Genomic DNA, 26,981 nt, shown 5'->3' on the forward strand with positions numbered 1-26,981 from the left:
AAGCTTTAAGCTATCCCATTCACCAAACAGCCAAGGCCGGGATCAGAACAGTTCATATTGCCCGTCTCCTTTAAGCGTCCAGGTGCCAAGAATATCGTGCCGGGTGCGGCCCACATGGCTGCAAACCAGGACAAACTGGTCGAGCGACCACAGGAAGCCGTCGATACTTTGCTGCGCCGGAGGGCCATCCCTGTAGAATAGCGTCTGGTGCGGGCTGAAGGTCCAGCCGGGGCGCAAGGCCACGCCTGCCCCCCGCATCGCGTCGATGATCGACTTCTGTAATTGATTGAGCAGCGGCAGGGATCGCGAAGGGCGTAGGGCAGCCGAGCGATTGCTGAAGCTAAGTCGGTCGAGCCTCATGTCAAAAGGTTCGGCTTCGACCGTAGTCCCTGCCCGCAGCAATGCCTTGATCACCGCATAGGGATATTCGATATAATCGGCCGTCACGGCCAGCGTGACATGCTGATGCTCCGGCCGGATGCGGCGCTCCCCGCCGCCCAGTGTCTCTGCCAAATGATCGGTCTGGCGCGCGATGATGGTGGACGGCTTCAGCGCGAAAAAGAGACGATATTTGGTGTCGGCGCGCATGTCATGGCGCATGGCTGATCCTTTCGAGTCGATATGTTCACTATATGTTCCTATTGCGTTGATAGCGAGTCCTGGGAGCCGATCCGCCATTCGGACGTTGGGCATGGTCTTAACCAAGGAGTGTCCGATGGCTCAGCTCACGCTGCCGCTGCTGGCGAAGAAGATGAAGGATATCGACTTCGCCATGCTTTCCACTCGCGCTGAAGGTGGCCAGATCGCCGCACGGCCGATGAGCAACAATCGCGACGTCGATTATGATGGCGACAGCTATTATTTCACCACCGACGACACCGTCATGGTCCACGATATCGAGCGGGACCCGAAGGTTGGCTTGGCCTTTCAGGGTTCGGCCGGGTTGTTGAAGCAGCGACCGCTATTCGTGGCGATAGAAGGACGCGCCGATCTTGTCCGTGACAAGGCGGCGTTCAAGGCGCATTGGAACAGCGACCTTGACCGCTGGTTCGACGAAGGCATCGACACGCCGGGGCTCGTGATGATCAAGGTCAGCGCGGAACGGGCGCATTATTGGGATGGAGAAGATGAAGGGGAGGTCCAGCTCTGATCTTGACGGATGGGCGGGCAAGCGAGATCGCGTCAGGACGGCGTCACGCTGGATATTGTCCTTATTTTATCTGATCGCGGGCGTGGCCCATCTGACCCGGCCCGGCGGCTTCATAGCCATCACGCCATATTGGGTGCCCCACCCCGCTGACATCATCGCGCTGACGGGTGTGGCGGAAATAGCGGGCGCTGCGGGATTGCATATCCCTAGACTGCGTAAGGCCGCCGGGATCGGCCTCGCCCTTTATGCGCTGTGCGTATGGCCAGCCAATCTGAATCATGCGCTCAACGATATTCCATTGAGCGGCGTGCATTTGAGCTGGTGGTATCACGGCCCGCGCCTGCTGTTGCAGCCGGTGATCATATGGTGGGCTTTATGGGCCAGCATGGCGATCGAATGGCCGTTCGGGCGGAAGCATGACGTCCCATATCAATGATTGTCTTTGAAATGGGCGGCCCTACTGTGGCGGCCGCCTTCCACGAACAAAGATAGAGAGAGCGATGACCCGGCACATCCCCTGGATCCTGACGGCCATAGTCGGGGCGATCGCTCTGTCAGTGGTTGCGATATCCCGGGGCGAGGCGGTCAATGCGCTCTGGATCGTCGTGGCGGCGGTCAGCAGCTTCCTGGTCGCCTATCGCTATTACGCGCTCTACATTGCGCAGCATGTGATGCGGCTCGATCCTGCACGGCCCACGCCCGCGCTAAGGCGAGCGGACGGGCTTGATTATGTCGCGACCGACCGGGTGGTCCTGTTCGGCCATCATTTCGCGGCGATCGCGGGTGCTGGGCCTCTGGTGGGGCCAGTCCTTGCCGCGCAGATGGGGTATCTGCCCGGCACCATCTGGATCATCGCTGGCGTGGTGCTGGCGGGCGCGGTGCAGGATTTCATGGTCCTGTTCATTTCCATGCGCCGCGATGGCAAGTCGCTCGGCGAGCTTATCCGCATGGAAATGGGGCAGGCCGCTGGGACGATCGCCCTGTTCGGCGCCTTCATGATCATGGTGATCATCCTGGCCGTGCTGGCGCTGATCGTGGTGAAGGCGCTGGCGGAAAGCCCATGGGGCATGTTCACCGTTGCCGCCACGGTGCCGCTCGCCCTGCTGATGGGCGCCTATACGCGCTGGATAAGGCCGGGGCGGATTGGCGAGGTGTCGCTGATCGGCCTCATCGGCCTGCTGGCGGCGATCATATATGGGCAGTCCATCGCGCAATCGCCGCTATGGGGGCCGGTCTTCACCTTCACGCCGATGCAATTGTGCTGGATCCTGATCGGCTATGGCGCGGTCGCATCGGTGCTGCCGGTCTGGCTGCTGCTGGCGCCGCGCGACTATCTGTCGACCTTTCTCAAGATCGGCGCGATCGCCGCGCTTGCCATCGGCATCGTCATCATGGCGCCGCCGCTCAAAATGCATGCCGTGACGCAGTTCGTGAACGGCAATGGCCCGGTCTGGTCGGGCGGGCTCTTCCCCTTCCTGTTCATTACCATCGCTTGTGGCGCGGTGTCGGGATTTCACGCCCTGATCGCCAGCGGCACGACACCCAAGCTGATCGCGAGCGAGAGTGACGCGCCGCTGATCGGCTATGGCGCAATGCTGATGGAGGCATTCGTCGCGATCATGGCGCTGGTGGGTGCGTCGATCCTCGATCCCGGCATTTATTTCACGATGAACAGCCCGGCGGCGGTGATTGGCACCGACGCGAGCAGCGCGGCCGCCGCCGTCACGGCAATGGGCTTCCCTATTACCCCTGACCTTATCGCGCAGACCGCCCGAGATGTGGGCGAACATACGATCATTTCGCGCACAGGCGGCGCGCCAACGCTGGCCGTAGCCATGGCGGAAATCTTTTCCCATGTGATCGGCGGGCCTGCGATGAAGGCCTTCTGGTATCATTTCGCCATATTGTTCGAGGCGCTGTTCATCCTGACGGCGGTTGACGCGGGCACGCGCGCGGGCCGTTTCATGCTGCAGGACCTGATCGGGCTGGCCGTGCCGCGCTTCAAGGATTCAGCGGGTATCGTGCCGGGGCTGGTGGCCACCGCGCTGACGGTTTCGGCCTGGGGCTTCTTCCTTTATCAGGGCGTCACGGACCCGCTGGGCGGCGTGAACACGCTATGGCCAGTGTTTGGCATCTCCAACCAGATGCTGGCGGCGATCGCGCTGATGCTGGCGACGGCGGTATTGTTCCGGATGAAGCGGAACCGCTATGCTTGGGTGACGATGATCCCGACCGCCTGGCTGCTGGTCTGCACATTGTCGGCCGGACTGCTGAAGCTGTTTTCAGCCGACGCAAAAGTCGGCTTCCTGGCGCATGCGGCGAAATTTTCGGCAGCGGCGAATGAGGGCAAGTTGCTCAGCCCCGCCAAGTCGATGGCGGAAATGCAGCAGATCATCTTCAACGACCGGGTGGACGCCGGACTGGTCGCCATTTTCCTGATGGTGGTGCTTTCGCTGCTGTTCTTCACCGTCCGCACCTGCCTTGCCGCACGGCGGGCCGATGCGCCGACGGTGCGCGAAATCCCCGCTTCTCTGGTGCCAGCGGAATGATCGGCTTGTTCGACAGGATGCGCCGGATGGCGATGATGATGGTCGGCGTCCCCGATTATGAGGGCTATGCCCAGCATATGCACATGCATCATCCCGGCGAGCCGATCATGACGCCTACCGAGTTTTTCCGCGATCGGCAGGAGGCGCGCTATGGCGGGAAGAATGGCGGCAAATGCTGTTGAGGGCAGCGGTCAACTGCGCGCGTTGAAGCCTGCGATCATGCCCGCTGCGATGGACAGGGCGATCTCAGCCGCGCCCACCGCGCCGATGTCGAGCCCCGCCGGGCCATCGATTTGCTTAAGTTGCTCCGCAGAAAAGCCCCTTGCCGATAGGCGCTCCAACCGCGCGGCATGGCTCTTTCGCGATCCCAGCGCCGCCACATAGCCGGTCGGCGCGCGCAGGGCAGTGGCGAGAGCGGGATCGTCGATCTTGATATCATGGCTGAGCGTCACGACCGCCGTCGCTTCACCGGGGCGGCGCGCCGCGATCGCCTCGTCGGGCCAGCGATCGTCCAGCTCGACGCCGGGAAAACGCTCCTCTGTCAGGAAGCGGCCGCGCGGATCGATCACCACGGGTCTGACGCCCATGGCCTGGGCAAGCGCGCATAAGGACTGGGCGATCTGCACCGCGCCTACGATCAGTAGTTGGCGCGGTGGATCGTAGCGGTTCTGGAACTGCCCCTCGATCACTGCCTCGCGAGTGATGCCTGTGCCAAAGTCGGTGGAAAGGATGAGGGACCGCCCCTCATCGCGGGCATCAGCAATCCGGTCAAACAGCGCAGGCGCGAAGCTCCCCTCCTCCACCGGTTGGACCAGCACGCTGATCTCGCCTCCGCAGGGAAGGCCCACGGACCAGGCGTCATCATCGGCAACGCCATAGCGTTCGAGATGCGCCGGGCGGCCCGCAATGACCTCCTCCGCCCGTTGCAGGACGTCGGCCTCAACACAGCCCCCCGAAATGCTGCCTTCGAAGCGGCCGTCGCGATGGACGATCATATGGCTGCCGCGCGGCCGGGGGGCCGATCCCCATGTCGATACGACCGTTGCCAACGCCATGGGCGCGCCACGCCACTCGATCGCCTTGCGTATCACCGCGTCATTGTCGTTCAATCCCGGCCTCCTTGCCCATCGCACATAAGAGACCGCCAACGTCTCGCCAAGCTAGACGAGCCGCCGCCCGGTCCATACGACCCGGCCAACGATCGCCACCAGCGATGGGTCGATGTCCACCCAGTCGGGATAATGAACATTGTCGCTGCGCACACTGAACAGCCCTCTGCGTGGCCCCATCGCGATACGCTTCACCATCAGCACGCCGTCCAGTCGCAGCACATATACCCCATCGCGAAGCCGCATCGCGTCATCATCATGGTCGACCATGATCTCGTCACCATCATTGAGCGTCGGCGCCATCGATTCGCCATCCACCCGGATGATGGATACTCTTTGAGGCTTCACGCCCAGATGGCGCAACCAGTTCGCGTCGAAAGCCATGACGCCCGCCGCCCGCTCATCCTCGTCAAGCGAACCGGGTCCGGCCGACGCGCCAAGCGACAGGCGCGGCACAGGCACCACTGCGGGCAGAGGCCGCGATTTCCTTTCCACCGGGGCTTGGCGCCCCGGCCCACCCAGCAGGTCTTCGGCAACGCCAAAATAGCGCGCCAGCACACGCCGGTCTTCCTCATCCAGCTTGCGAGGCGTGCCGCGCTTGATGAACTGCTGAACATAGGCCGGGTTACGCTTCAGCAGACGAGACAGGTCGGCATAATTCTCCCCCCTCTCGGCAATCAGCCGTTCCAGCACCACGCGCGGATCTTCTCCATTACCGACCATGATTCATCCATAATGATAGGATTTTTCCTAGACAAGTAGGAAATAGGGGGAGAAATAGGAAAACGCTTAGAGATTCGCAGGGGGCGAATCGCATCGAAGAGGGAGATTGAACCGCATGCTGATTCGCGCCGTAGAAAAGTTCCTGCGGGATAACGGCATTCCGGCGACACGCTTTGGCCGTGAAAGCGTTCGCGATCCCCGTCTGGTGTTCGACCTGCGTCAAGGTCGCGAACCGGGGGAACGGATCAAGAGACGTATAGAACATTTCATGAACACATATCGCAGGAGCGCGGGTCAATGACAAGTCTGGATCATCTCCGCCAAGGCCGGAAACTGGTCGAAAATGAAGGAAGGCGCCTGAGCGGACAGGACCCCCTGCCTCGGTTGCTCGCCCAATTGATCGAGCGTGCACGCGAACCCGCGAGCATCGAACGCGCCATCAGCCGTCCCTGGGCCAGCGCATTGTTCCAAGGGAGGCGGCACGTCATCACCCTGCGGATAAAGGGACAGGACGCCAAAGATCGGCGAGCCCGGTTTGCCGAGGGGCTGGAGGAAGCCGAATGGACGCTGCCCAGACATTTCGTCGCCGACATCATAATTGATGGCGGCAGATCGGAGGCGGATGACGAATGGGTCGAACTGTCGGCGCTCACCATCGAAGATTGGTGAGCGGGAGAACTCAGCGCGTCCGATCCGCCATGGCCCTCAATGTGCCAAGCGCCGCGCGCAGCGCCTGATCGACGTCATCCTCTACCCGATCCCGCACCGGGACTCGCTGTTCGGTTGGCATGTCAGCGATGACACCGTCGGCGGCAGCAGTCCTGGCGCCACGGACACGATCAGTGAGGCCTTTCTCGAACCGCGCGGTGAGTTCAGCCAGCGAAGGCAGGCTGGGAGTAGACGGGATGTCGTTGGACAGATCAGCGGAGGCGGAATCGGAGGCAATGACGCTCACCGCTTCAAACGCGGCCTCTGCCGCTGCATCAATGTCTAAGGTTTCTTCCGGCGTCGGCGCACCGGGCAGGATTAGGGCCGCCGCTTCGGGTTGAGCCGATTCGAACTGTTCACCGCGCGAGGGGCCAATGCGGGGGAAAATCTCCAAGCCGCCAAAGTCGCGGCTCGCAAAGATGGGAGCACGCGCCGGGGCGTCGGGATGCGCGTCGGCGCGGCGCATCAGCGGACGCGATATTCTGGAGGCTCCCGAGGTCCGGCCGCGAGACAGCCAGTTCAGCTTCGGCAATGCAAAACCCATTTCACTCACTCCTGTAACGCTGCAAGAGCGTCGATCCTTTTTCATCGGCATGGGCGCCGCGTTGAAACTTACGAAGCCCATCGCCATCAGCGCGCCGAAGCCTGCAACAAGCAGGCGCGCTTTCAACCCCAATGGCGGCGCGGCGGCGGGCAAGGCTTCGCTTAGCCCGCTCGACGCGACGATTGTCTCGACCAGTCCCACGGGCATCGCCAACAGGATCAGCGCGACCGCCAGCCCTGCCAGCACGGCCGGGGTCATCGCCCTATGAAGTCGAACCGCTGCCATGTTTCCGTTCAGGCGGCGGCGCGAACGCGCGCGATCCGCTGCGCCAGCAACCGCTCATAGACAGGCCCATAACGCAGAATATTTGACGACCAGTTACGCTCCCGCTCGACAAAGGCGCGGGCCGTTGCCCGCCGATCGTCCCAGAAACCACGATCAGCGAACATCTCTGCCAAAGCGGCCGCAATCGCCGCCGGATCGCCGGGCGCGAACAGCGTGCCGGTCACCCCATGCTCAATCAACTCGCGATGACCGCCGACATTAGAGGCAGCCACCAGCCGCCCCTGCGCCATCGCCTCCAGCGGTTTGAGCGGGGTCACAAGGTCGGTGAGCCGCATCGCCTTGCGCGGATAAGCGAGGACATCGACTTGCGCATAATAATCCTCGACCTCATCATGAGGGACGCGCCCTACGAAAACGATATGGTCGGCGAAGGGCGAGGCCGTCGCCTGGTCGCGCAGTGCCTGTTCGCGCGGACCGCCGCCTACCAGCAGCAGCTTGACCTTGGGCCGCGCGCGCACCAGCCGGGGCATCGCGGCGATGAGGTCATCCAGACCTTCATAATCGTAGAAGCTGCCGATGAAGCCGACCACATCGGCGCCCTCAAGCCCCAGCCTTGCGGTAAGCGCCGGATCGCGCGGCACCGGTGTTCCGAATTGCTCCATATCCACGCCGTTGGGCGAAACGATGATCTTGGCCGGATCGATCCCGCGCGCAACCAGATCGTCACGCAGCCCTTCGCAGATGACCGCGACGGCATCGGCCGCGCGCACCGCATGGGTTTCCAGTTGCCGGGTCAGCCAATAGCGCGGGCTGCCTTCGGTGCCGGTGCCGTTTCCGACCGCTGCATCCTCCCAGAAGGCGCGGATTTCGTAGATCATCGGAATGTCGTGCCGCTTGGCCGCGCGTTGAGCCGCCATGGCGTTCAGCACGGGCGAGTGGGCATGGATTACGTCCGGCCGCCACCGAGCGATCAGCGAATCGATCGCGTCCGCATGCGCCGCGATGTCTCGCCATTCGCGCAGCAACGGATTGCCGGTTGCCGGTGTGCCCGGCGTGCGATGAAAATGAAGGCCGTCCACGACCTCTTCTGCTGGGCCTTTGGCGCCGTGACGCAATCCGGTGATTCCCCGCACATCCCAGCCCTGCGCCATTTGCGCTCGCAGGATCGCACGCGTGCGGAAGGTGTAGCCGCTATGCATCGGCAGGCTGTGATCGAGCACATGGAGTATCCGAGTCATGACGCTTCTTGTGCCGGAAAAGGTTTAACGGCCCGTCAACTCTGCCGCGCTAGGGAAAGGCCGTGGCCATGGAAGAACCCTTCGCGCGATGATTGACGCCCTTTCCCTGCTGATCAGCCATGGCGTGATCATGCTGGCGGCGTGGCGGCTGTTGTCGCGCCCCGACCTTGATGACGAATCACAGGTGGAGCAATCGCGCGATGCGTGATCTCTTCTTCCTCGCCTTCCTTGGCGCCTTCTTCCTGCTGGGGCTGCGGCGTCCATTCCTGCTAGTCGCCGTCTACGCCTATATCGACATCGTCTCGCCGCAGCGGCTGTCCTATTTCCTGCTGAACCGCATCCCGATTTCCGCCATCGCCTTTGCTCTGGCGGTGGGCGCATGGCTGCTGGTGGACAAGAAGACGGACTGCCGCTTTTCCATGCGGCAATTGCTGCTGCTGATCTTGCTGGCCTGGTGCGGCTATACGACCGCGACGGCCGACTTCCCGCTTAACGCGCATACCAAGTGGGAATGGGTGTGGAAGGCGATGATCTTCGCGATCTTCCTGCCGCTCACCCTGCGCACCCGGCTGCGGCTGGAGGCGCTGGCGCTGTTCATGGTTCTGTGCGCGAGTACGATCATCATCAATGGCGGGATGAAGACGGCGCTGTCGGGCGGGGGCTATGGCGTCCTCAACCTGATGGTCGATAATAATAGCGGCCTGTACGAAGGCAGCATCATCAGCTGCGTCGCCATCTCGCTGATCCCGCTCATCCTTTGGCTGGCGAAACACGGCACCATCTTTCCGCCGGACTGGCGGGTGCGAACCTTCGCCTATGCGCTGTGCTTCGCCTGCCTGTTGATGCCGATCGGCACCGAAGCCCGCACGGGCCTCGTCTGCATTGTCATCCTTGCTGGCATGATGCTGATGCGGTCGAAGCGGCGGTTCGTCTATGGCCCATTGCTGGCTGTGGCCGCGCTTGCCGCCATCCCCTTCTTGCCCGCCAGCTTCACCCAGCGCATGTCCACCATAGAGAATCATCAGGGCGACGAAAGCGCTTCCACCCGCCTCGCCGTTTGGAAATGGACGCTGGACTATGTGAGAGAGCATCCCGGCGGCGGCGGCTTCGACAATTACCTTCAGAACAGCTTCACCTATTTCATGCAGGAACGAGTGACCGACAGCGGCGGGTCGCGCATGGAGCGGCGGCTCGTTACTGACAAGGGCCGCGCCTACCACAGCGCTTATTTCGAGATGCTGGGCGAGCAGGGCTATTTCGGCTTCGCGCTGTGGCTGCTGATCCACTTCATCTGCTTCATCCGCACCGAATCGATCCGCCGACGTTATCGGGGCCGCGATGGTCCGGGCGAGGCATGGGTCGCGCCCTTCGCGCTGGCGCTTCAGCAGGGCCATGTCATCTACATGATCGGTTCGCTGTTCGTCGGCATCGCTTACCAACCCTTCATCTTCATGATGCTATCGCTGCAAATCGGCCTCGACACCTATCTCACGCGCAAGCAGCGGGAAGGTACGCGAGCCCCGGCCATTCCGTTCCGGCCCTCAAAGCCGATCACAGGGGGAGTATGATGAGCGGAGAACTCCGCATTCTGGGCATCGCCCATGGCTTGTTGCTCGGACTGGTGCTGGCGTCGCCCATGATCGGCAGGGAATTCCTGCCATGGGGCGTGGAAGCGCTGTTCATTATCGCGGCTTTCCAACTGCGCCTTGCGGACCGGCGATGGGAAACCCGCGCGGGCCTGCGCGGCTGGGTCAGCCATATTCGCATGGCGCCCGAACGCCTCGTTCCCTGGGCTGCCACGGCAGTGGTGGCGGTCATCGCCGGGCCAGAGCAGGCGGCACTTGCCGGATCGATCTTGGCAGCGGTGCTGATGGCGGAGCTGCTGCTTTATCCTGCCGGAGCCTATCTGCTTGGCCGTCTGCCCCGTGCCGGGATCGCGCTCCTCATCCTTCTGCTGCTCATCGGCTGCGGCCTTGCGGGGCAGGGTCAGCCCGCCCGGCTCGCCATGGCTTTCGCGCTAGGTGTAAGCGGCTGCATATTCTGGATGCGCGGGCCGGATGGCGAAGCACGGTCCACCATCATCGCCGCAGCCACAGCCCTGGGCTTCTTCGCGATCGCTCTGCTGCTGCCCGATATGGCGATGATCGCCATGCCCGCCGCGATATTGGCAGCGACCCTGACCCTCGCACATCTATCGGTCATCCGCCGCCATCCTGAGCATTGGCGCTTGCGCAGCAGCGGAGCGCTTCGTTGGCGCTTGACCGGCTCACAGCCCGGCCGATCCTGACCCCACGCGTCGAGGCCGGGGAACGCAAGCGCGGTAAGGCGGGTTAATGGCTCTTGAGAAGGAGCCAAATGCCGCAACGCCTCGTCCACGCCAATGACAGCCTGCCGGGAATAGCGCGCCGCCCATTGAAACGGGGATGGGCCTATTTCCTTGCCGATGGCACGCGGATCACCGACCGGGACGAGATCGACAGGCTTAACGCCATCGGCATGCCGCCCGCCTATCGGGATTGCTGGTTCTGCCCGCTACCGCATGGCCATATACAGGCGACCGGCTATGACGACAGGGGCCGCAAGCAATATCGCTATCATCCGGAGTTCCGCGCCGCGCGAGAGGCGGAGAAATACGGCGGCTGCGCCTTGTTCGGCCGCGCGCTGCCCCGCCTGCGCGCGCGCATAGAGGCTGACCTGTCAATCCGCGGCCTGCGCAAGGAAAGGACCCTGGCCGCAGTCGTGCGCCTGCTCGACCTTGCCAAGGTGCGCGTGGGCAACGAACAATATGCCACAGCGAACAAGAGCTTCGGCGCCACGACGCTGCGCCGCCGCCATGTCGACCTTAGCGGGCAGAAGCTGCGGTTGCGCTATCGTGCCAAGTCGGGGCGCGAACATGACCTGACGATCAGCGACCGGCGGCTGCTCCGCTTTGTGCGCGCGATGCAGGACCTGCCGGGGCAGCATCTGTTCCAATATCTGGACGAGGAAGGGATCGCCCGGCCGATCACTTCCGGAGACGTGAACGCCTATATAGCGGAAGCCATGCGGCATGACTTCACCGCCAAGCATTTCCGCACATGGGGCGCATCGGCCGTCGCCTTCGAGGCTTTAGCCTCCGGCCCTGTATCGCTCGCGCAGATGGTCGCGCCAGTGGCCGAAGCCCTCGGCAACACCCCCGCCATCAGCCGTAAAAGCTATATTCATCCAGCGCTGATCGAATTGTGCAAGTCGGGACAGGATGAATGGCGGGCAGGGCTTCGCTTGCCGCGCAGTACGCGCTATCTCACCCGCTACGAACGCGGACTGATCGCCTTTCTGGAAGAATGCGGGGCAAGCTCCTCTCTTCCTCTGGCGGCCTGACCGCTTAGATTTTTCAGGGATCCCCATGGCTGCAAAGAATGACCCGGCCTTCACGGTTCGCGCTCCCAACCTTTCGGAAATGTGGCACGCCACGACGAACTGGTTTGCCATTCACTCTTTGCAGATAGTGATCGCCGTCGGGATCGGCGTCGCCATCTATCTCGCCCTCGCCGCGTTGCGGCAATTCGGGAAGCGGTTCAGGGGCAAGCCGGGCAGCACGCTTGGCGTTTCCAACGTCGTTGGCCGTGCCATCGCCCGGACCACCCACTTCTTCATGGCCTTGGTCGCCGCGCGGCTGGTGGTCAGCTACGCCAATCCGCCTCTGATGGTGATGAAGACGGTGGCCTTCCTCTTCACCATCGCCGCCGTTTTCCAGGCGGCCATCTGGGCGCGCGAGATCATCCTGGGCCTCGTTGAACGCAAGACCGTTGGCGAAGACGCTCATGGCGAAACCTTGGCCAACGCCATGGGGTTGATCCGCGTCCTCGTGACCTTCGGCCTGTTCGCCATCGCCTTGGTGGTCGTACTCGACAATCTGGGCGTCAACGTGACGGGTCTGGTCGCGGGCCTTGGCATCGGCGGCATCGCCATCGGCCTCGCGGCGCAGGGCATCTTCTCCGACCTGTTCGCTGCCCTGTCGATCATCTTCGACAAGCCCTTCCGCCGGGGCGAAGTCATCACCTATGACCAGACGACCGCACGGGTCGAACGCATCGGCCTCAAGAGCACACGCCTGCGCGCCATGACGGGCGAGAAGAAGGTCATCTCCAACGCCAACCTCCTGCAAAAGGAGATTACCAGCCTTCAAACGCTGGAGCAGCGTCGGGTGACCTTTGCCATCGGGATCATCTACCAGACGCCAGATGAAAAGGCCGATGCCATCCCTGCCCTGCTTGAGAAGATCGTAACGGACGAAGGCATGCATTTCGTCAATGCCGGGTTGGTGCGCTTTGGCGCGAGCTCGCTGGATTACGAACTCAACTTCGATGTGCCCTACCCCGACACGCATGATTATTTTCAATCGCGCCATCGCATCGGCCTTGCGATTTGGAAGCGGTTCAAGGCGGAAGGCATTGAATTTGCCTATCCCACCCAGACGAGTTTTACCGCAGCGCCGGACGGGCGGACGATCATGCCCTATCCCGATCCCATCCACATCGACCATGGGGGGGCTGCGCGGCTCACCTGAGCGGGTTTTCGATTCGCTTCACCTTCCCCTTGCTTGCATCGGCCCTGTCAGCCGGTCAGGCAGCAGCATCGCTGATTGGGGATTGAAGATGATTTCACGCGCCAAACTCGCCGCCGCTGCACTGGTAAGCTCCCTCGCCATCGCTCCTGCAGCGCATGCCGAAGGGCTTGGGGCGGAAGTCAATTACGGCCGGGCGAATGGTCATTGGGGCACCGAAATCGGCGCTGGCTATGCACTGGACGTGGCGGGTTTCAGCCTGACCCCCGGTGCGGGCGTCTACCTGCGCGATGGCGAGGCAAAGCTGTATGGCCGGGTCGAGGCGACCTACAGCCTGCCAGCCTTTGCGACGATCGGCGCGGGCATTCGGTTCAGCGGTGACAACAGCCGACCCTATGCCACCATCGCGATGCCGATCGTCCCGAAGCTGCGCGTGAAAGGCAATGTCGGTCCCAAATATTATGCCGTGGGCCTGACGCTAGGTTACTGACCCGTGCCCCAAAGCGTGCCCGGCTGCAGCATGCCGTCCCGCAAGGCGAGGGCGCCATCCCTGTCCTTGGCCAGCAGCAGGGCACCGTCCAGGTCTACCCAGTCGGCGCCCTGCGCGACCAACGCCGCAGGGGCAATCCCGAGCGACGTGCCGAGCATGCAACCAACCATGATGCGGAAGCCCCGCTCCCTTGCGGCACGGGCAAGAGCCAGCGCCTCGGTCAACCCGCCCGCCTTGTCCAGCTTGATATTGACCGCGTCAAAGTCCCCCAGTCGATCAAGGTCGGCGCGAGTGTGGCAGCTTTCGTCCGCGCAGAGTGGGAGCGGCGCCTTGACGCCCACCAGCCTGTCCTCACGCCCGTGAAAAACCGGCTGCTCCACCATTTCCACGCCGAGTTCGGCGAGAGCGCACGCTTCCGCCGCGATATCGAGATCGTGCCAGCTTTCATTGGCATCGACGATCAGCCGCGCACCGGGCGCCCCGACGCGAACCGCCGCGATCCGTTCCCTGTCCCCCTCACCCGTCAGCTTGCATTTCAACAGGGCAAAGCCCCTGGCCGCCGCGGTACGGGCGTCGGCTTCCATCTGGTCGGGATCATTCAGGCTGATGGTGAAGGCGGTGGGCAGCGGTGCGGGGGGTTGAACGCCTGCCAGTTGCCAAACGGGATTGCCCGCCTGCCTGGCCTCCAGGTCCCACAACGCACAGTCAAGCGCGTTGCGCGCCGCGCCTCGGGGCATCGCTTCCAGCAGTGCCTCGCGATCCAGCGGCCCCTGATAGGCGTTGATGGCGGCGGCACAGCCTTCGGCGGTTTCTCCCTCATAATAGATCGGCGTGCCTTCGCCCCTGCCCACATGTACGCCATCGCTCACGGTACAGACCACGACGTCCACAGAGGTTTTGGCGCCCCGGCTGATGATGAAGGCGCCCGCTACCGGCCAGCGTTCGATAGTGGCGGAAATTATACGTGTCATCGACGTTTCCTGAGCGGCAAGTTAAGGAGCGGACACAGGCTCTATGCGAAAATCGCGGGCCGCCGCATAGTCCCGCCAAATCTAAAGTAAGGATGGGTGCATCGTGACTTCCCGCGAATTGACCGGCTTTCTTTCCCTGGCCGAACAGGAGGACGGTGCGACACAACGCCGGATGTCCGATCTGGCATGGCGCATCGGTTTTGGGGCGATCAGTTGGCCGTGGCTGCTCGCCAGCCTTTCGGGTGGGCGCAAAGCCGACAAACGCGCTCTGATGGATGAGTTGAACCTGCCCCATGATGCGCTTCCCCATCTTGGCAGCTGGAAGGCGGATGTCGGTTTCCTGCGCCATATCGTGCGGGAGATTGCGCGCTTGCGGCCTGCGCAGGTCGTGGAACTGGGCGCTGGCGCTTCCACATTGGTTGCGGCCAAGGCCTTGGCGATGCATGGCGGAGGCCGCCTGACCAGCTTTGACCAGCATGGCGGCTTTGTCGATGCTACCCGCAACTGGCTCTGCGATCATGGTCTGCAAGCCGACCTGCGCCATGCGCCGCTGGCATCGGAGAGCGGCGATTGGCCGGGGCGCTGGTATGCGCTGGACGATCTGCCTGAGCGCATCGACCTCCTGATCATCGACGGGCCGCCATGGTCGGTCCATCCACTGGTACGGGGCGCAGCGGACAGCCTGTTTGCACGGCTGTCGCCCAACGCCGTTGTCTTGCTGGATGACGCGGCGAGGCCGGGCGAACGAATCGTGGCGCAACGCTGGCGTCAGCGCTGGCCGCACATCGATTTCCGCCTGATGCATGACGGCACCAAGGGCACGCTGGTTGGGCGCACGCGTGACATGTCGATCCCGGTCGCCAACGATAATGAAAGCGGGCGCGGCTGGCAGCATTTGCGCCGGACAGCCGCGATCGCAGCCCTGCTGGCGACTGGCTGGATCGCGAGAGGTGCGTTGGGCGAGTTTCCGCAGGCGGCGCAGGCCAGTCCCTTCCTCGACGAAGCAGCGGCGTCGCACCGCGCCGGGCTGTTACGGCAAAATATGGCGTCTCAGGTGGAAAGCGCGACCCTCAACAGCGAGGAAATACGCCGTTCGACCGGGATCATTTTGCCATCTTTTCCCCGCAGCTGGCGCGTTACCGACGTTCAGCTCTTTCCGACGCCGGACAGTCCGGCCATAGCCATCTCGATCGTGACACCCGCAGGCGAACAACTCTCCTTCTTTGCGGACAAAGCCGAAACGCCTGCAGAAGGACATCCCCTGATCGCCCGGCGCGCAACCGATATCATCGCCTATTGGGAAGCTGGCGACATGGCCTACGCCCTGACCGGGCGCACGGCCGCCCGCCGCATCATGACGCTGGCGGCGGAGATTACACCTTCCAGCTGACGCGGCGCCGCTGATCCTCGTTGAGGCTTGCGCTGGGGGCTGCTAAGCGCGCGACCATGCAAGATGCGGAAAAGCCCATGCCGCGCGGCGGCGCGCGTTCGTCCCTTGGCAGCCTCGCCATGTTGTGGCGCTTCGCCACACGCTATCCCGGACGGATCGCCGCCGCGCTCGCCGCGCTCATCGTCTCATCCGCCGCGACACTCGCCATCCCCAGCGGCTTCCGCCTGGTCATCGACCGCGGATTCATGGGCGGCGGCGATATCAGCCGGTGGTTTCAGTATCTGGCTTTGATCGTGCTGATCCTTTCCCTGGCAACGGCGGCACGCTTCTACTTTGTGTCCTGGCTTGGGGAACGGGTGGTGGCCGATATCCGATCGGCGACGCAGGCCAATCTGCTGCGCTTGGAACCCCGCTTTTTCGAAGAGAACCGGCCATCTGAAATCGCGTCGCGGATGACGGCGGACACCGCTATCATTGACCAGATCGTCGGCTCGACTGTGTCTGTCGCCCTGCGCAATCTGGTCACAGGGGTGGGTGGCCTCATCTACCTCTTCGCGCTCGCGCCCAAGCTCGCGGGCCTTCTGGTGCTTGGCATCCCCATCATTCTGGTCGTGATGATCAGCCTCGGCCGCCGCGTACGGCTTCTCTCCCGCGCCAGTCAGGACAGGCTGGCCGCCGTAGGCAGCGTAACGTCCGAAGTGCTGGGCGCCATGAAGATCGTTCAGGCTTTCGGGCAGGAGGCGCGGGAATCCGCGCGCTTCGACACCACGGTGGAAGCAGGATTTGCGACGGCCCGGCGCCGTATCCTCCTCCGCGCGGCGATGACAGCGGTTGTCATCGCTCTGGTCTTTGGATCGATCACTGCGGTGATGTGGCAAGGCGCCCTGGATGTCGCGGCGGGCAGGCTTTCGGGCGGCAGTATCGCGGCGTTTGTTCTCACCGGCGGCCTGGTTGCGGGCGCATTTGGCGCGCTGTCGGAAACCTGGGGCGACCTGCTCCGGGGTGCTGGCGCGGCGAGCCGCTTGCATGAGCTTATGACGGCAAAGCCCGAAATCGTCGCTCCTGCTTTGCCCAAACCGATTCCCCAACTTCCACAAGGCGCGAACCTCCAGTTCGATGGTGTGCATTTCAGCTATCCCACGCGACCGGGCGATGCCGCGCTGCACGGCATCTCGATCGATATTGCGGCGGGTGAAACAGTGGCAGTCGTCGGGCCGTCAGGTGCAGGCAAATCCACGCTGATACAGCTCGCGCTACGCTTCTATGATCCTGAGACCGGGGCTATCCGGCTGAATGGCGTCGATCTGAAGGATGCCGACCCGGCAACGGTTCGGAATATGATGGCGATGGTTCCGCAAGACAGCGTTATCTTTGCTGCATCGGCGCGGGACAATCTGCGCTTTGGCCGCTGGGACGCGTCGGACGAGGAGATTTGGGGAGCAGCGCGTGCGGCCAATGCAGAGACGTTTCTGCGCGCCCTTCCCGAGGGGCTGGATACATTTTTGGGCGAAGGTGGAGCGCGGCTTTCCGGAGGACAAAGGCAGCGCCTTTCGATCGCGCGCGCCCTGCTCCGCGATGCGCCAATCCTGTTGCTGGACGAGGCTACCTCTGCTCTGGACGCGGAATCGGAGCGGCTGGTCCAGGACGCACTGGCGCGCCTGATGCAGGGGCGAACGACAATCGTCATCGCTCACCGGCTGGCAACGGTTCGCGCCGCTGACCGGATCATCGTACTCGATAATGGTCGCGTGGTGGAACAGGGCAATCATGCCGCACTGATGACCGAAAAGGGTCTGTACGCGCGTCTGGCGACCCTTCAGTTTCAGGATGCACCAGCGGCCTGAGGCAGATCGGCCTTCAAAGCTATATTATCCGCTGATCCGGACAATATGATCAAGGATGGCGGGATGCAGGGGCCGTTCGAACCGGCAACCTGCTTCATGGCCCCGTGTCCAGAGAACTTGAGCGCGTCGTCCTTCGAATCCAGGCAGCATGACCCAAAGGGAATCACCTGCGGCCAGCTTCATGAAGCTCTGCAGGAGGAAGCCATGAACTGACAAGTCGGCGACACTGCTCTTGAACCAGTTCTCGCTTGGCCGCCTCACTTTGACGGGCACCTGAACATAGCGCCGGTCAGTCTGGCGACCGCGCTTTTGGTTCAGGTCCATGTGCAATTCAGCGCCCATGATCAGATGCATTCCTTTGGGTGGAACTTCTCACATTAGGGTTAAGAAACCGTTGAGGCAGGGACCAAAAAAAGGGCCACCGAAGCGACCCTTTAGATAACCAAAAGCTGATTGCGTCACCCCAGCCCGCGCCCGGAAACGGGAAGTCGAACATTCCCGGCCAGACGGCGGCGGCGTAGCCAGCTCTTAGAAGTTTCCATATTGTTCATTGCCCACGAAGCCGAGCTTCGTGACGCCAGCGCGCTTGATCTCGGCCAGAACCTGATCAACGACGACATAGCGGGTCGCAGCATCGGGCTGGAACTGCAATTCGGGTTCAACCGGCAACCGCAGCGACTGCTGCAGATACTGACGCAGGGTCAGAAGGTCGATGGCCGAACCGTTCCAGGTGATGATTCCGCCAGCATCAATCGCAACCTTGTTCTTGACAGGGTCGATGACGCTGTCGGTCGGTGGCGCGTTCTGCGGTAGGTCGATCTTGACCGCGTGGGTCTGGATCGGGATCGTGATGATGAACATGATGAGGAGAACGAGCATGACGTCGATCAACGGCGTCGTGTTCATGTCCATCATCGGCTCGCCATCATCTTTTCCGGCGCTCATTGCCATGGGGCGATACTCCTAAAAACTTAGAGCCGCTGCACCGTCGAACCCGGTTCGGGTTCGGAGATGAAGCCGACCTTCGGGAAACCGGCGCGCTGCATCGTGTAGATGGTGCCACCGATGCACCGATAGGGGGTATTGATGTCCCCACGAATGTGTACTTCGGGCAGATCCTCAGGCGTCATGTTTTCAACGCCACCCGCCTTCTTGATGTCCGCTTCAAGCTTCGCGACCGCGCGGTCGAGCAGTTCGTTTGAAGACACCCTGGTCAGGTTCCAATAGACCGCACAGCTGCCGTCTTTGGCCTGCGTGATCGATAGCGACACATTCTCCGGCTTCGTCGTCGTCGGCTCGAATGCGACCTTGGGGAGCTGTAGCTGAACCGTCTGGACGACGACCGGAATCGCGATGAGGAAGATGATGAGCAACACCAGCATGACGTCGACGAGCGGCGTCGTGTTGATGTCGGACATCGGCTTGTCTTCACCGCCGTCGGAGCCAACACTCATTGCCATTGATAATTTCCTAACATGCGTGTCGATGGCGCCCCGTTATTCGGGACCCATGGCCGGTGGGGAAGCAGCGGTCGCAGCCGTCCACTAACCCCCACACCGGCTCCTTGACCCAATCAGGCCTTGGTCGGAGCAGCAGCCGTCTTGGCGGCAGGCGCAGCCGGGGCAGTCGCGAACGAAGGCTTAACAGCGCCGTTCGACACCAGGTGAGCCAGCAGATCGACGGTGAAGCCATTCAGCTGTTCGGCGATCGACTTGTTGCGACGCTGCAGGAAGTTGTAGGCAAGCACGGCGGGAACGGCCACGGCCAGACCCAGCGCGGTCATGATCAGAGCTTCACCGACCGGACCGGCAACGGCGTCGATCGAGGCCTGACCGGCAGCGCCGATCTTGATGAGTGCGCGATAGATGCCGATAACCGTACCGAACAGACCGATGAACGGCGAAGTCGCACCGACGGTCGCGAGGAACGCCAGACCACCGCCCAGCTTCGAGTTGATCGAGGCTTCCGAACGGGCAAGCGAACCGTGCAGCCAGTCATGGGCTTCGACAGGATCGGTCAGCTTGGTGTGTTCTTCCTGAGCCTTGATGCCGTCATCGACGATCTGCTTGTAGGCCGAGTTCTTTTCGAGCTTGGCCGAACCTTCCTTGAGGGTCGGGGCGCGCCAGAAGGTTGCACGAACCTTCTTGCCCTGATTGAGGACCTTCTGCTGTTCGATCAGCTTGGTGAAGAGGATGTAGAATGTGCCCACCGACATGGCGCAAAGGATGAGGAACACGGTCCAGGCGATGGTGCCGCCCTGCTGCAGGGCCTCCATCAAGCCGTAAGGGTTCTCCGATTTCGGCGCGGCCGCGGCTGCGAGATACATCAACATTTTCAAGACTTCCCTCTCAAAAGGATCAATAGAAGGGGAAGGCGGCAGCGGCGCCAGCCTTCCCGTTACAATTATTCAGGCAGTCGCCAGGTGATGCGACCATTATAGGTATCCGACATCGGGCCACCCCCGGCTGCCGTGGCCGGTTTGAACTTCGCGCGGCGCGGCAGGAGACGGCAGGTCGCCTCATCGAGATCGGAATGACCGGTCGAAGAGGTGATGGTGCAGCTCGTGACGCGACCGTCAGGGCCGATCTCGAGCCGAAAACCCGCTGTACCCGAACGCTCCTCACGCTGCGCGCGGCTCGGATAGTCCGCATCGCTAAGCCAGCTGCCGGGCGAACTGCGCGGCGTTGCACGCGAAGCAGGCACTGCAGGTGGCGGCGGCGGTGGTGGCGGTGGAGCAGCAACCGGAACCGGGTTGAAAACCGGCGGCGGCGTACGCACCGTGGCAATGGCCGGCGCGGGGGCTGGCGTCTGGACGATCGGCGGAGGCGCGACCACTGGCGGCGGCTCGACCGGCTGGTCTGGCGGCGGCGGCGGCGGCTCCTCATCCGGTGGCGGCGGTTCCTCCTTCACGTCGATCACGTTCAGCTGTTCCGCCGCCTTTTTGACATATTTCATGCCAAGGCCGGTAACAAAGGCATAACCCAGAACAGCGTGAATCAGGGCGACGATGACGATCGAGATCGTACGACTCGATCCTTGCGAGTGGTCAGCATAGGCCATTCGGCAACGACACTCCTTAACTCAACTTACCATTGTTATAAGCAAACAAGCCAAAAATGGCCCTAGTTGACCAGGTCGTCCCTGGCCACCTTTGGCCCCCTTCCGCGCATTTGCTACCGCGCAAACTCCTATCGCGGCGCATCGTGGCACGCAAACGCTTTATCGACAGGATAATTTCCGATTAGCATTTTAATACAGAATGACTTGCCTGTGACAACATTGTCACGGATGACTTTAGGCAGGACGAACATGCAAAGAAAATCCTCCATGACCTTCAAAACCGCCGCCGCAACATGCCTCATTTTCGCCGCATCTCCGCTGGTTTCAGCGGCCCAGACGAGTGATGGCACAAAGTCCGCCACCCTTTCCTATGCCGATTTCGCGGATTTGGCAGACGCGGCTCCGCTGGTAGCCATAGCACGCCTCAGCAGCATAATTGCACTACCCGAAAAAACGGTCCAAAATGTCCCGCCCGGTCAAAAACGGGTCTTTGTGGAGGCCGAAGTCACATCACTGATTCGCGGCGAAGGGGGAATCAGTCCACGCGTCCGCTATCTTTATGATGCGCCGTTGAATGGCCGAGGAAAGCTTCCCAAGCTGAAGAAAACGCAGGTCATCCTGTTTGCTCGTCCAGGAGGACGGCCGGGAGAAATCCAGTTGGTGGCGGGCGACGCTCAAATTCCTGCCACGACTGCGGCGATCGAGCAGGTGAAGGCCATTCTGTCTGAACTGGTAGCTCCCAACGCACCGCCTCGCATCATCGGCCCTGGCGACGCCTTCCACGTGGCAGGCACGGTCGCGGGTGAAGGCGAGACACAGATTTTCCTGCGAACGGCCACGGGGGATCCGGTATCCCTTTCCATCCTGCGCCGCCCAGGGCAGCAACCGAAATGGGCCGTTGCCCTGGGCGAAATCGTCGATGAAGCGGCGCGGCCGCCTGCACCCGGAAGCCTTCTCTGGTATCGCCTGGCTTGCAGCCTGCCGCCCGCCCTGCCGGGCTCTTCGGTTCGCGCGCTGGCTCCTGTCGATGCGGAGGCGGCTCGGATCGATTATGCCTTTGTCATCCAGTCACTCGGCAATTGCGGCCGCAGCCGTTCCGCGCGTTGACGCCCCCTCACGCGCCGCCCTTGTCCTTTTTCTTGGACAGCGGCGCGTTGGCGGCTATCAGCGCGGCATTATATCAGCCTGAGGACAGCCACTATCATGACCAATCTTCACCGCCATGCCCCGCTGCGCGTCGCGCTTGTCGGCCTTGGCACGGTGGGCGGTGGCGTGATCCGGCTGTTGCAGACAAATGCAGACCTGATCGCGCGTCGCGCGGGCTGCCCGATCCAGATCGTCGCCATTTCCGCGCGTGACCGCACCAAGGACCGGGGCGTGGACCTGTCGCCCTATGAATGGGTGGACGACATGACCACCCTGCCCGGCCGCGACGATATAGATGTCGTGGTGGAGTTGATCGGGGGCGCCGACGGCCCGGCGCTCACCCTCGCCCGGCAGTGTCTTTCGGCGGGTAAGCCGTTCGTCACGGCCAACAAGGCCATGCTGGCCCATCACGGCCTTGACCTTGCCACGCTGGCGGAGAAAGCCGGCATTGCCCTCAAATATGAAGCGGCCGTTGCCGGGGGCATCCCGGTCATCAAGGGCCTGCGCGAAGGCGCCGCCGCCAATGAGATCAGCCGCGTCTATGGCATCCTCAATGGCACCTGCAACTACATCCTGACCACGATGGAGAAGGAAGGGCGCGGTTTCGACGATGTGCTGAAGGAAGCGCAGGAACTGGGCTATGCCGAAGCGGACCCGAGCATCGACATCGACGGTGTCGATGCCGCGCACAAGCTGACCATTCTTGCCAGCCTCTCTTTCGGCACGGAACTGGACTTTGGCAGCGTCGCGGTAACGGGCATCCGCCACGTCATCGCCGCCGACATCGCCGAAGCAGCGGCCATGGGTTATCGCATTCGCCTGGTCGGGATGGCCGAAAATGGACAGGGCGGGTTATTCCAGCGCGTTCACCCCATGCTCGTCCCCCTCGATCATCCGCTTGCCCATGTCGACGGTTCACTCAACGCCGTCGTGGCCGAAGGCAATTTCGTCGGCCGCCTCTTCTTCCAGGGCCGGGGCGCAGGCGATGGTCCTACAGCATCGGCCGTGGTCGCAGATCTGATCGACGTCGCGCGCGATGAATATGGCGATGCCCTGGCGATGCCGGTCTCGGCATTGGCGCGGCAACCGGCAGCGGACGCAGGCGCGCGGATTGGCCGCAGCTATCTACGCTTCAAGGTACAGGACCGCCCCGGCGTCCTTGCCGAGATCGCCGCGGCGACGCGCGACGCCGGTGTGTCGATCGAAAGCATGATCCAGCGCGGCGCAAGCCACGATGACAGCGTGCTGATGGCGATCGTCACCCATGCGGGGGAAGAGCGGTGCGTCCTCGATACGTTGCGGCGGCTCGCAGGATCGGACAGCCTGCTCCAGGCCCCGATGGTCATGCATATTCTCGACTGAAAAGGGCTGCCGTTAACGGGCCGCGAAGCTGCGCATCAAAGTCTCGCGCAAAGGTTCGCCAAGTTTGAACAGGCGCAGACGGGCTTGCTTGGGGCAACCCATGTTTCCGATGATCCGGCACGGCCGCGCATCAAAGCGATAGGCGCTCATCTTGTTGTCCGCGCGTCTAGTGCTGCCTTCCAACGGCAGGCGGCCCGAAGCAGGCCGACCGGACATGCACAGCGTCGCCACCGCCTGGCACGGGGCTGCCTTAGCCGAGATAGGTTGAGGAGGATGAGCCGCTGACTGAACGAGGCTGGCAGCAAGCAGCGCGGCGATCATCATTTCGACCCCTTGTCATTGTTGGCATTTTAACGCCACAGACGACCTTCCGTTGCATTGGCGCCGCGAAAAGCAGGCTGAGTCCGGGTGGATGGCTCGACAAGGCGGGGATGACCTCCTATCGCGCTGATCACAAAGAGACAGCAGAGGGATTATCATGGTGCAGGCTAGCTCAGTTCTCGATCGCGTCCTGGTGCTTGAGATGGTGCGTGTCACCGAAGCGGCCGCCATCGCCGCCTCGAAGCTGATTGGACGCGGCGACGAAAAAGCGGCTGACGCTGCCGCTGTCGAAGCGATGCGCATGGCATTCAACGACCTCTACATGGACGGCACCGTCGTCATCGGCGAAGGCGAACGCGACGAAGCACCGATGCTCTACATCGGTGAGAAGGTCGGCAACGCCATCGGATCAGGCCCGAAGATCGACATCGCTCTCGATCCGCTGGAAGGGACGACGATCACGGCTAAGGCCGGTCCCAACGCGCTCGCGGTTCTCGCCATTTCGGAAGAAGGCGGCTTGCTGAACGCGCCCGACGTTTACATGGAAAAGCTGGCGGTGGGTCCGGGCTATCCGGACGGCATCATCGACCTCAACAGGCCGGTGAAAGAGAATGTCGAAGCGGTCGCGAAGGCAAAGGGCGTTCATCCTCATGAGCTCATCGTCTGCGTTCTTGACCGGCCCCGGCATGAAAAGCTGATCGCGGAACTGCGCGCAATCGGATGCGGCATCATGCTGATCCCCGACGGCGACGTCGCCGGTGTGATCGCGACCACCAATCCGGAAACGAATATCGATATCTATATGGGTTCGGGCGGCGCGCCTGAAGGCGTGCTGGCGTGCGCGGCACTTCGCTGCGTGGGCGGTCAGTTCAAGGGTAAGCTGCTGTTCCGCAATGACGATGAACGGGCGCGCGCGTTCAAGTGGGGCATCACCGACCTCGACAAGGTTTATGACCTCAAGGAGCTGGCAAAGGGCGACTGCATCTTTGCGGCGACCGGCGTTACCGACGGCTCCCTGCTAGCAGGTGTCAAGCGGCTGCCCGGCGGCAAGCTGACCACCGATAGCGTCGTGATGCGCGCCAGCACCGGGACGGTTCGCTGGGTCAAGGGCGATCATCATCTGGACCGGAAGCATTCCTGACCGGAATATAAGCCGATAACGAAAAAAGGGGGCGACAAGCCCCCTTTTCTATGCGTTCCGGTCAGGCTGCCTTATCGTCCAGCCCGGTGATTGAGATCATGCCCCAGGGCCAGCGTCACCACGCCAAACAAGGTGTAAGCACTTTCCTGCCATCCATGATCAAGGGTCATGGCACCCGCCATGATGCCCAGACCCAGCGAGCCGACAGCCGCGGGCATCATGAAGCCATGTTCCATGGCCCCATGCCCAAGCGCCACCGCCCCCAGCAGGATAGCGAGCACAAGCCCAACCTCATGGAAGAGAGGATTCTCAAAAACCCCGCCAGCCGACGCAAGAACGCCGAGCAGGACCGCCGTGCCGATGCAATGCGCGACGCACATGCCCGACACCGCAATCGCGATGCGATCGATGCGGCCATTTGACAGGCGAGAGCGGATGCTGGTTGGCATGGTGGCCAGTACATAGGCCAGACAAGATGAAGTTACAACATATCATCTGACATATTCGCGCAGATCAACGATGCATTTTCTCGAAGCCGGGCAGGAGGTTCAGGCGGCAAGCCGCAAGCAGTTGCGCCCGCTATTCTTGGCGCGGTAAAGCGCCTTGTCCGCAGCGTCGAGCAAATCAACCCTGCTGGCCCGCCCGTCAAGTTCGACAAGTCCCGCGCTGAAGGTAATGGCGATCGATTCGCTGCCGACGGCGCTGATGCGCTGCGCGGACACCATGTTCCGTAATCGTTCGCAAACCATGCTCGCGCGCTGGATATCGGTGCCCGTCAGAAGGATCGCAAACTCCTCTCCGCCAAGCCTTCCGATACTGTCCCCGCCGCGCAAGCCAGGACGCAGGCGCTCGACGAAGCTGGAGAGCACCTTGTCCCCTACCCCGTGGCCGTAGCGATCATTGACCGATTTGAAATGATCTATGTCGATCATCAGCAGACAGGCATTGGCGCCTCGCGCCACCCGCTTGATTTCCTGGTCGAGTTTTTCGATGAAGGCCCAGCGGCTGTCGGCGCCGGTCAGCGTATCCACGGCCGCGACGCGCTGCAGCGCCCTCTGCCGCGCCTTGTGCCGCGACATGTCCCTGATCGTGCTGATCACCCCGGTAGGAAGGCCCTGTTCGTCCAGCACGGCACGCGTGACCATCTCGCACCAATCGACCCCTTCGGTGAAAGCTGCCGGGCGGAACTCTACTGTCTGCACGTCGCCCGGCCGTGCCAGAGCGCGCTGATGAGCCCCGTGAACCTCCGCGCGATCCTTGGGATCGACCATGATGTCCGCCGAACGGCCCACGAGCACCGCGGGCGCGCAGCCGATCTGCTCGGCCGCTGAAGGCGAAGCATATTGGATGATGCCATCAACGCTGACGTTCAACACCAGGTCGCCGCTATGTTCGGCTATGGCCCGATATCGGGCCTCGCTCGACTGCAACATCTGGAACAGGCGTCGGCGACCGTTCAGTTCGGCTGCAAGCGGCATGGACAATAGAAAACTGAAAGCCAGGAAGAACTGGAACAGCTGTGTCCGTTCACCGACGCTACTCGCCACTAAGTTCAGCGGCCCGTAGCCCGTCATCGTCGCCGCCCCGCCGATCAGAGCGAGTAGCACGACGGCGGCAGCTGTTCCTAATGAGCCGATCCGGAACGCGATGGCGACCAACGGCAAGAATAGCAGGAACAGCATCGGATAATGTGCAAGGTAGAATATATGGACGACCATGGCCGCGAAGAGGGCCAGAAGAGCCAAAGCCTCCAGCTTCTGCCTGCCGGATGTCTCCCGAGCCCAGGCGCGAACCTGTCCCTGCAACAGCATCGTCAGGATCGGCGTGCAGACCAGGCCGCCCAGCACATGGCCGCTATACCATTGCAGCCATGAAGCGCCGAAGGACACAGGCGTAAGGGTCGAGGCGACAAGCGCCGCAGCCGTGCCAGCGATGATATTCGCAGGGATGCAAAGTGCCAGGATGAAGACGAGAAGGGAGCGCTTCGACCCGTCACTCAGGTGGACGGGAATGAACCGACGGCACAGGATCGCGACGATCAGCGATTCGGCGACATTGATAAACGCCATGGGCAGCGCTGCCCATGGCCCCATGCCAAACAGCGTCGTCGATATGATGCTGGCAATACCGCAAGCCACGATTACGCGCGGCCAATAACTGGTTTCCGATGTCTGCAATTCCGCCATCAGCAACGCGTTGGCGGCCCATACAAAAGCGAGTCCCCCTTCGAACCGCGAGCATAGCATCGCGAGCGTCGCCATCAGGAAATAGGCAATGCCAGCAACCAGCGGCGTCAGTCTGGAAGAAGGAGAACGGAGAATGGCAGGCATGACGCCCTCTGCCTAAGCAACCATCCTTAATATATAATAACCATGAGGGGGCGCCGGACGACGACAAAAGCATG

The 26,981-nt window shown here is 62.4% G+C and carries 30 protein-coding genes; 16 read left to right on the forward strand and 14 right to left on the reverse strand.

Translation table 11 applies throughout. The annotated features are described in order from the left end of the window. Positions 1 to 42 precede the first annotated feature (42 nt). Positions 43 to 600, reverse strand: coding sequence for a 2'-5' RNA ligase family protein (locus ACZ51H_RS09370; RefSeq protein WP_464801667.1), 558 nt, complete (start codon positions 598 to 600; stop codon positions 43 to 45). A gap of 115 nt (positions 601 to 715) precedes the next feature. Between ACZ51H_RS09370 and ACZ51H_RS09375 the strand changes: the two genes are divergently transcribed. The 4 genes from ACZ51H_RS09375 to ACZ51H_RS09390 all read left to right on the forward strand — a co-directional run bounded on the left by ACZ51H_RS09375 (position 716) and on the right by ACZ51H_RS09390 (position 3,881). After that, complete coding sequence (locus ACZ51H_RS09375) at positions 716 to 1,150, forward strand: pyridoxamine 5'-phosphate oxidase family protein (RefSeq protein WP_464801668.1); 435 nt, start codon at positions 716 to 718, stop codon at positions 1,148 to 1,150. Then, on the forward strand, positions 1,128 to 1,586 hold the full coding sequence (locus ACZ51H_RS09380) for a DoxX family protein (RefSeq protein WP_464801669.1): 459 nt from the start codon (positions 1,128 to 1,130) through the stop codon (positions 1,584 to 1,586). Before ACZ51H_RS09375 ends, ACZ51H_RS09380 begins: the two co-directional genes overlap by 23 nt. 64 nt (positions 1,587 to 1,650) lie before the next feature. Continuing rightward, positions 1,651 to 3,699, forward strand: coding sequence for a carbon starvation CstA family protein (locus ACZ51H_RS09385; protein ID WP_464801670.1), 2,049 nt, complete (start codon positions 1,651 to 1,653; stop codon positions 3,697 to 3,699). Between the two features lie 26 nt (positions 3,700 to 3,725). After that, positions 3,726 to 3,881 carry a YbdD/YjiX family protein gene (locus ACZ51H_RS09390; protein WP_464801671.1) on the forward strand — a complete coding sequence of 52 codons (156 nt, stop codon included), beginning with the start codon at positions 3,726 to 3,728 and terminating at the stop codon, positions 3,879 to 3,881. Positions 3,882 to 3,890: 9 nt separating this feature from the next. Here ACZ51H_RS09390 and ACZ51H_RS09395 read toward each other — a convergent pair whose 3' ends face one another. Both ACZ51H_RS09395 and ACZ51H_RS09400 read right to left on the reverse strand, forming a co-directional pair. Next, complete coding sequence (locus tag ACZ51H_RS09395) at positions 3,891 to 4,808, reverse strand: XdhC family protein (RefSeq protein WP_464801672.1); 918 nt, start codon at positions 4,806 to 4,808, stop codon at positions 3,891 to 3,893. A 51-nt stretch (positions 4,809 to 4,859) separates the two neighbouring features. Then, positions 4,860 to 5,531: a S24 family peptidase gene (locus ACZ51H_RS09400; protein ID WP_196224583.1), complete on the reverse strand. Its 672-nt coding sequence runs from the start codon at positions 5,529 to 5,531 to the stop codon at positions 4,860 to 4,862. 115 nt (positions 5,532 to 5,646) lie between these two features. Between ACZ51H_RS09400 and ACZ51H_RS09405 the strand changes: the two genes are divergently transcribed. Both ACZ51H_RS09405 and ACZ51H_RS09410 read left to right on the forward strand, forming a co-directional pair. Beyond that, on the forward strand, positions 5,647 to 5,832 hold the full coding sequence (locus tag ACZ51H_RS09405; protein WP_097092364.1) for a hypothetical protein: 186 nt from the start codon (positions 5,647 to 5,649) through the stop codon (positions 5,830 to 5,832). Next, positions 5,829 to 6,200 (forward strand): hypothetical protein, encoded by a 372-nt coding sequence (locus ACZ51H_RS09410; RefSeq protein ID WP_464801673.1) that lies wholly within the window; start codon positions 5,829 to 5,831, stop codon positions 6,198 to 6,200. The genes ACZ51H_RS09405 and ACZ51H_RS09410 overlap by 4 nt, the downstream gene beginning before the upstream one ends. A gap of 10 nt (positions 6,201 to 6,210) precedes the next feature. Here ACZ51H_RS09410 and ACZ51H_RS09415 read toward each other — a convergent pair whose 3' ends face one another. Further along, positions 6,211 to 7,068, reverse strand: a complete 858-nt coding sequence (locus tag ACZ51H_RS09415) for a hypothetical protein (RefSeq protein ID WP_464801674.1) — start codon at positions 7,066 to 7,068, stop codon at positions 6,211 to 6,213. A gap of 8 nt (positions 7,069 to 7,076) precedes the next feature. After that, positions 7,077 to 8,306, reverse strand: coding sequence for a TIGR04063 family PEP-CTERM/XrtA system glycosyltransferase (locus ACZ51H_RS09420; RefSeq protein WP_464801675.1), 1,230 nt, complete (start codon positions 8,304 to 8,306; stop codon positions 7,077 to 7,079). 200 nt (positions 8,307 to 8,506) lie between these two features. On the opposite strand from ACZ51H_RS09420, the gene ACZ51H_RS09425 reads away from it, so the two are divergent. From ACZ51H_RS09425 to ACZ51H_RS09445, 5 genes are all read left to right on the forward strand, one after another. Then, positions 8,507 to 9,874, forward strand: coding sequence for a putative O-glycosylation ligase, exosortase A system-associated (locus ACZ51H_RS09425; RefSeq protein ID WP_464801676.1), 1,368 nt, complete (start codon positions 8,507 to 8,509; stop codon positions 9,872 to 9,874). Further along, the gene (locus ACZ51H_RS09430) at positions 9,874 to 10,593 is read left to right on the forward strand and encodes a hypothetical protein (protein WP_464801677.1); all 720 of its coding nucleotides are present in this window, start codon (positions 9,874 to 9,876) and stop codon (positions 10,591 to 10,593) included. Before ACZ51H_RS09425 ends, ACZ51H_RS09430 begins: the two co-directional genes overlap by 1 nt. A 68-nt stretch (positions 10,594 to 10,661) precedes the next feature. Further along, positions 10,662 to 11,666 (forward strand): DNA topoisomerase IB, encoded by a 1,005-nt coding sequence (locus tag ACZ51H_RS09435; protein ID WP_464771325.1) that lies wholly within the window; start codon positions 10,662 to 10,664, stop codon positions 11,664 to 11,666. Positions 11,667 to 11,691: 25 nt separating this feature from the next. Beyond that, positions 11,692 to 12,855 (forward strand): mechanosensitive ion channel family protein, encoded by a 1,164-nt coding sequence (locus tag ACZ51H_RS09440; protein ID WP_464801678.1) that lies wholly within the window; start codon positions 11,692 to 11,694, stop codon positions 12,853 to 12,855. An 88-nt stretch (positions 12,856 to 12,943) separates the two neighbouring features. After that, positions 12,944 to 13,342, forward strand: a complete 399-nt coding sequence (locus ACZ51H_RS09445) for a hypothetical protein (protein WP_464801679.1) — start codon at positions 12,944 to 12,946, stop codon at positions 13,340 to 13,342. Here the strand turns inward: ACZ51H_RS09445 and dgcA are convergent. Continuing rightward, complete coding sequence (gene dgcA / locus ACZ51H_RS09450; RefSeq protein WP_464801680.1) at positions 13,336 to 14,313, reverse strand: N-acetyl-D-Glu racemase DgcA; 978 nt, start codon at positions 14,311 to 14,313, stop codon at positions 13,336 to 13,338. The genes ACZ51H_RS09445 and dgcA overlap by 7 nt on opposite strands. A 103-nt stretch (positions 14,314 to 14,416) precedes the next feature. Between dgcA and ACZ51H_RS09455 the strand changes: the two genes are divergently transcribed. Next, positions 14,417 to 15,703 (forward strand): class I SAM-dependent methyltransferase, encoded by a 1,287-nt coding sequence (locus ACZ51H_RS09455; protein WP_464801681.1) that lies wholly within the window; start codon positions 14,417 to 14,419, stop codon positions 15,701 to 15,703. Between the two features lie 56 nt (positions 15,704 to 15,759). Then, entirely contained in the window at positions 15,760 to 17,547 is a 1,788-nt protein-coding gene (locus ACZ51H_RS09460) for an ABC transporter transmembrane domain-containing protein (protein WP_464801682.1), read from the forward strand. Positions 17,548 to 17,571: 24 nt separating this feature from the next. On the opposite strand, the gene ACZ51H_RS09465 is transcribed toward ACZ51H_RS09460, so the two are convergent. The 5 genes from ACZ51H_RS09465 to ACZ51H_RS09485 all read right to left on the reverse strand — a co-directional run bounded on the left by ACZ51H_RS09465 (position 17,572) and on the right by ACZ51H_RS09485 (position 20,607). Then, entirely contained in the window at positions 17,572 to 17,889 is a 318-nt protein-coding gene (locus ACZ51H_RS09465) for a PilZ domain-containing protein (RefSeq protein WP_464771331.1), read from the reverse strand. Positions 17,890 to 18,075: 186 nt separating this feature from the next. Next, the gene (locus ACZ51H_RS09470) at positions 18,076 to 18,498 is read right to left on the reverse strand and encodes an ExbD/TolR family protein (RefSeq protein WP_196224597.1); all 423 of its coding nucleotides are present in this window, start codon (positions 18,496 to 18,498) and stop codon (positions 18,076 to 18,078) included. A gap of 20 nt (positions 18,499 to 18,518) precedes the next feature. Next, complete coding sequence (locus tag ACZ51H_RS09475; protein WP_449474193.1) at positions 18,519 to 19,007, reverse strand: ExbD/TolR family protein; 489 nt, start codon at positions 19,005 to 19,007, stop codon at positions 18,519 to 18,521. A 113-nt stretch (positions 19,008 to 19,120) separates the two neighbouring features. Continuing rightward, entirely contained in the window at positions 19,121 to 19,879 is a 759-nt protein-coding gene (locus tag ACZ51H_RS09480) for a MotA/TolQ/ExbB proton channel family protein (RefSeq protein WP_449474194.1), read from the reverse strand. A gap of 71 nt (positions 19,880 to 19,950) precedes the next feature. Continuing rightward, the gene (locus ACZ51H_RS09485) at positions 19,951 to 20,607 is read right to left on the reverse strand and encodes an energy transducer TonB (RefSeq protein ID WP_460986806.1); all 657 of its coding nucleotides are present in this window, start codon (positions 20,605 to 20,607) and stop codon (positions 19,951 to 19,953) included. A 267-nt stretch (positions 20,608 to 20,874) separates the two neighbouring features. On the opposite strand from ACZ51H_RS09485, the gene ACZ51H_RS09490 reads away from it, so the two are divergent. Both ACZ51H_RS09490 and ACZ51H_RS09495 read left to right on the forward strand, forming a co-directional pair. Continuing rightward, complete coding sequence (locus tag ACZ51H_RS09490; RefSeq protein WP_464801683.1) at positions 20,875 to 21,714, forward strand: hypothetical protein; 840 nt, start codon at positions 20,875 to 20,877, stop codon at positions 21,712 to 21,714. Positions 21,715 to 21,810: 96 nt separating this feature from the next. Continuing rightward, positions 21,811 to 23,115, forward strand: coding sequence for a homoserine dehydrogenase (locus ACZ51H_RS09495; protein ID WP_464801684.1), 1,305 nt, complete (start codon positions 21,811 to 21,813; stop codon positions 23,113 to 23,115). A gap of 12 nt (positions 23,116 to 23,127) precedes the next feature. On the opposite strand, the gene ACZ51H_RS09500 is transcribed toward ACZ51H_RS09495, so the two are convergent. Next, entirely contained in the window at positions 23,128 to 23,439 is a 312-nt protein-coding gene (locus tag ACZ51H_RS09500) for a hypothetical protein (protein WP_464801685.1), read from the reverse strand. A 154-nt stretch (positions 23,440 to 23,593) separates the two neighbouring features. On the opposite strand from ACZ51H_RS09500, the gene glpX reads away from it, so the two are divergent. Beyond that, complete coding sequence (glpX, locus tag ACZ51H_RS09505; RefSeq protein ID WP_460986810.1) at positions 23,594 to 24,577, forward strand: class II fructose-bisphosphatase; 984 nt, start codon at positions 23,594 to 23,596, stop codon at positions 24,575 to 24,577. Positions 24,578 to 24,648: 71 nt separating this feature from the next. Here the strand turns inward: glpX and ACZ51H_RS09510 are convergent, their stop codons facing one another. After that, entirely contained in the window at positions 24,649 to 25,026 is a 378-nt protein-coding gene (locus ACZ51H_RS09510) for a MerC domain-containing protein (RefSeq protein WP_460986811.1), read from the reverse strand. Between the two features lie 99 nt (positions 25,027 to 25,125). Next, positions 25,126 to 26,907 carry a sensor domain-containing diguanylate cyclase gene (locus ACZ51H_RS09515; RefSeq protein WP_464801686.1) on the reverse strand — a complete coding sequence of 594 codons (1,782 nt, stop codon included), beginning with the start codon at positions 26,905 to 26,907 and terminating at the stop codon, positions 25,126 to 25,128. Positions 26,908 to 26,981: the final 74 nt, after the last annotated feature.

This window comes from Sphingobium sp. TomMM15, from assembly GCF_055397045.1.

Excerpts from the sequence above, each read along its gene's own strand:
- ACZ51H_RS09440 (WP_464801678.1), top strand. The coding sequence starts at position 11,692 with ATGGCTGCAAAGAATGACCCGGCCTTCACGGTTCGCGCTCCCAACCTT.
- ACZ51H_RS09425 (WP_464801676.1), top strand. The coding sequence starts at position 8,507 with ATGCGTGATCTCTTCTTCCTCGCCTTCCTTGGCGCCTTCTTCCTGCTG.
- ACZ51H_RS09410 (WP_464801673.1), top strand. The coding sequence starts at position 5,829 with ATGACAAGTCTGGATCATCTCCGCCAAGGCCGGAAACTGGTCGAAAAT.
- glpX (WP_460986810.1), top strand. The coding sequence starts at position 23,594 with ATGGTGCAGGCTAGCTCAGTTCTCGATCGCGTCCTGGTGCTTGAGATG.
- ACZ51H_RS09510 (WP_460986811.1), bottom strand. The coding sequence starts at position 25,026 with ATGCCAACCAGCATCCGCTCTCGCCTGTCAAATGGCCGCATCGATCGC.
- ACZ51H_RS09430 (WP_464801677.1), top strand. The coding sequence starts at position 9,874 with ATGAGCGGAGAACTCCGCATTCTGGGCATCGCCCATGGCTTGTTGCTC.
- ACZ51H_RS09375 (WP_464801668.1), top strand. The coding sequence starts at position 716 with ATGGCTCAGCTCACGCTGCCGCTGCTGGCGAAGAAGATGAAGGATATC.
- ACZ51H_RS09480 (WP_449474194.1), bottom strand. The coding sequence starts at position 19,879 with ATGTTGATGTATCTCGCAGCCGCGGCCGCGCCGAAATCGGAGAACCCT.
- ACZ51H_RS09405 (WP_097092364.1), top strand. The coding sequence starts at position 5,647 with ATGCTGATTCGCGCCGTAGAAAAGTTCCTGCGGGATAACGGCATTCCG.
- ACZ51H_RS09475 (WP_449474193.1), bottom strand. The coding sequence starts at position 19,007 with ATGGCAATGAGTGTTGGCTCCGACGGCGGTGAAGACAAGCCGATGTCC.
- ACZ51H_RS09445 (WP_464801679.1), top strand. The coding sequence starts at position 12,944 with ATGATTTCACGCGCCAAACTCGCCGCCGCTGCACTGGTAAGCTCCCTC.
- ACZ51H_RS09385 (WP_464801670.1), top strand. The coding sequence starts at position 1,651 with ATGACCCGGCACATCCCCTGGATCCTGACGGCCATAGTCGGGGCGATC.
- ACZ51H_RS09490 (WP_464801683.1), top strand. The coding sequence starts at position 20,875 with ATGACCTTCAAAACCGCCGCCGCAACATGCCTCATTTTCGCCGCATCT.
- ACZ51H_RS09465 (WP_464771331.1), bottom strand. The coding sequence starts at position 17,889 with ATGGGCGCTGAATTGCACATGGACCTGAACCAAAAGCGCGGTCGCCAG.
- ACZ51H_RS09470 (WP_196224597.1), bottom strand. The coding sequence starts at position 18,498 with ATGGCAATGAGCGCCGGAAAAGATGATGGCGAGCCGATGATGGACATG.
- ACZ51H_RS09390 (WP_464801671.1), top strand. The coding sequence starts at position 3,726 with ATGGCGATGATGATGGTCGGCGTCCCCGATTATGAGGGCTATGCCCAG.
- ACZ51H_RS09500 (WP_464801685.1), bottom strand. The coding sequence starts at position 23,439 with ATGATGATCGCCGCGCTGCTTGCTGCCAGCCTCGTTCAGTCAGCGGCT.
- ACZ51H_RS09495 (WP_464801684.1), top strand. The coding sequence starts at position 21,811 with ATGACCAATCTTCACCGCCATGCCCCGCTGCGCGTCGCGCTTGTCGGC.
- dgcA (WP_464801680.1), bottom strand. The coding sequence starts at position 14,313 with ATGACACGTATAATTTCCGCCACTATCGAACGCTGGCCGGTAGCGGGC.
- ACZ51H_RS09370 (WP_464801667.1), bottom strand. The coding sequence starts at position 600 with ATGCGCCATGACATGCGCGCCGACACCAAATATCGTCTCTTTTTCGCG.
- ACZ51H_RS09515 (WP_464801686.1), bottom strand. The coding sequence starts at position 26,907 with ATGCCTGCCATTCTCCGTTCTCCTTCTTCCAGACTGACGCCGCTGGTT.
- ACZ51H_RS09415 (WP_464801674.1), bottom strand. The coding sequence starts at position 7,068 with ATGGCAGCGGTTCGACTTCATAGGGCGATGACCCCGGCCGTGCTGGCA.
- ACZ51H_RS09460 (WP_464801682.1), top strand. The coding sequence starts at position 15,760 with ATGCAAGATGCGGAAAAGCCCATGCCGCGCGGCGGCGCGCGTTCGTCC.
- ACZ51H_RS09400 (WP_196224583.1), bottom strand. The coding sequence starts at position 5,531 with ATGGTCGGTAATGGAGAAGATCCGCGCGTGGTGCTGGAACGGCTGATT.
- ACZ51H_RS09420 (WP_464801675.1), bottom strand. The coding sequence starts at position 8,306 with ATGACTCGGATACTCCATGTGCTCGATCACAGCCTGCCGATGCATAGC.
- ACZ51H_RS09435 (WP_464771325.1), top strand. The coding sequence starts at position 10,662 with ATGCCGCAACGCCTCGTCCACGCCAATGACAGCCTGCCGGGAATAGCG.
- ACZ51H_RS09485 (WP_460986806.1), bottom strand. The coding sequence starts at position 20,607 with ATGGCCTATGCTGACCACTCGCAAGGATCGAGTCGTACGATCTCGATC.
- ACZ51H_RS09380 (WP_464801669.1), top strand. The coding sequence starts at position 1,128 with ATGAAGGGGAGGTCCAGCTCTGATCTTGACGGATGGGCGGGCAAGCGA.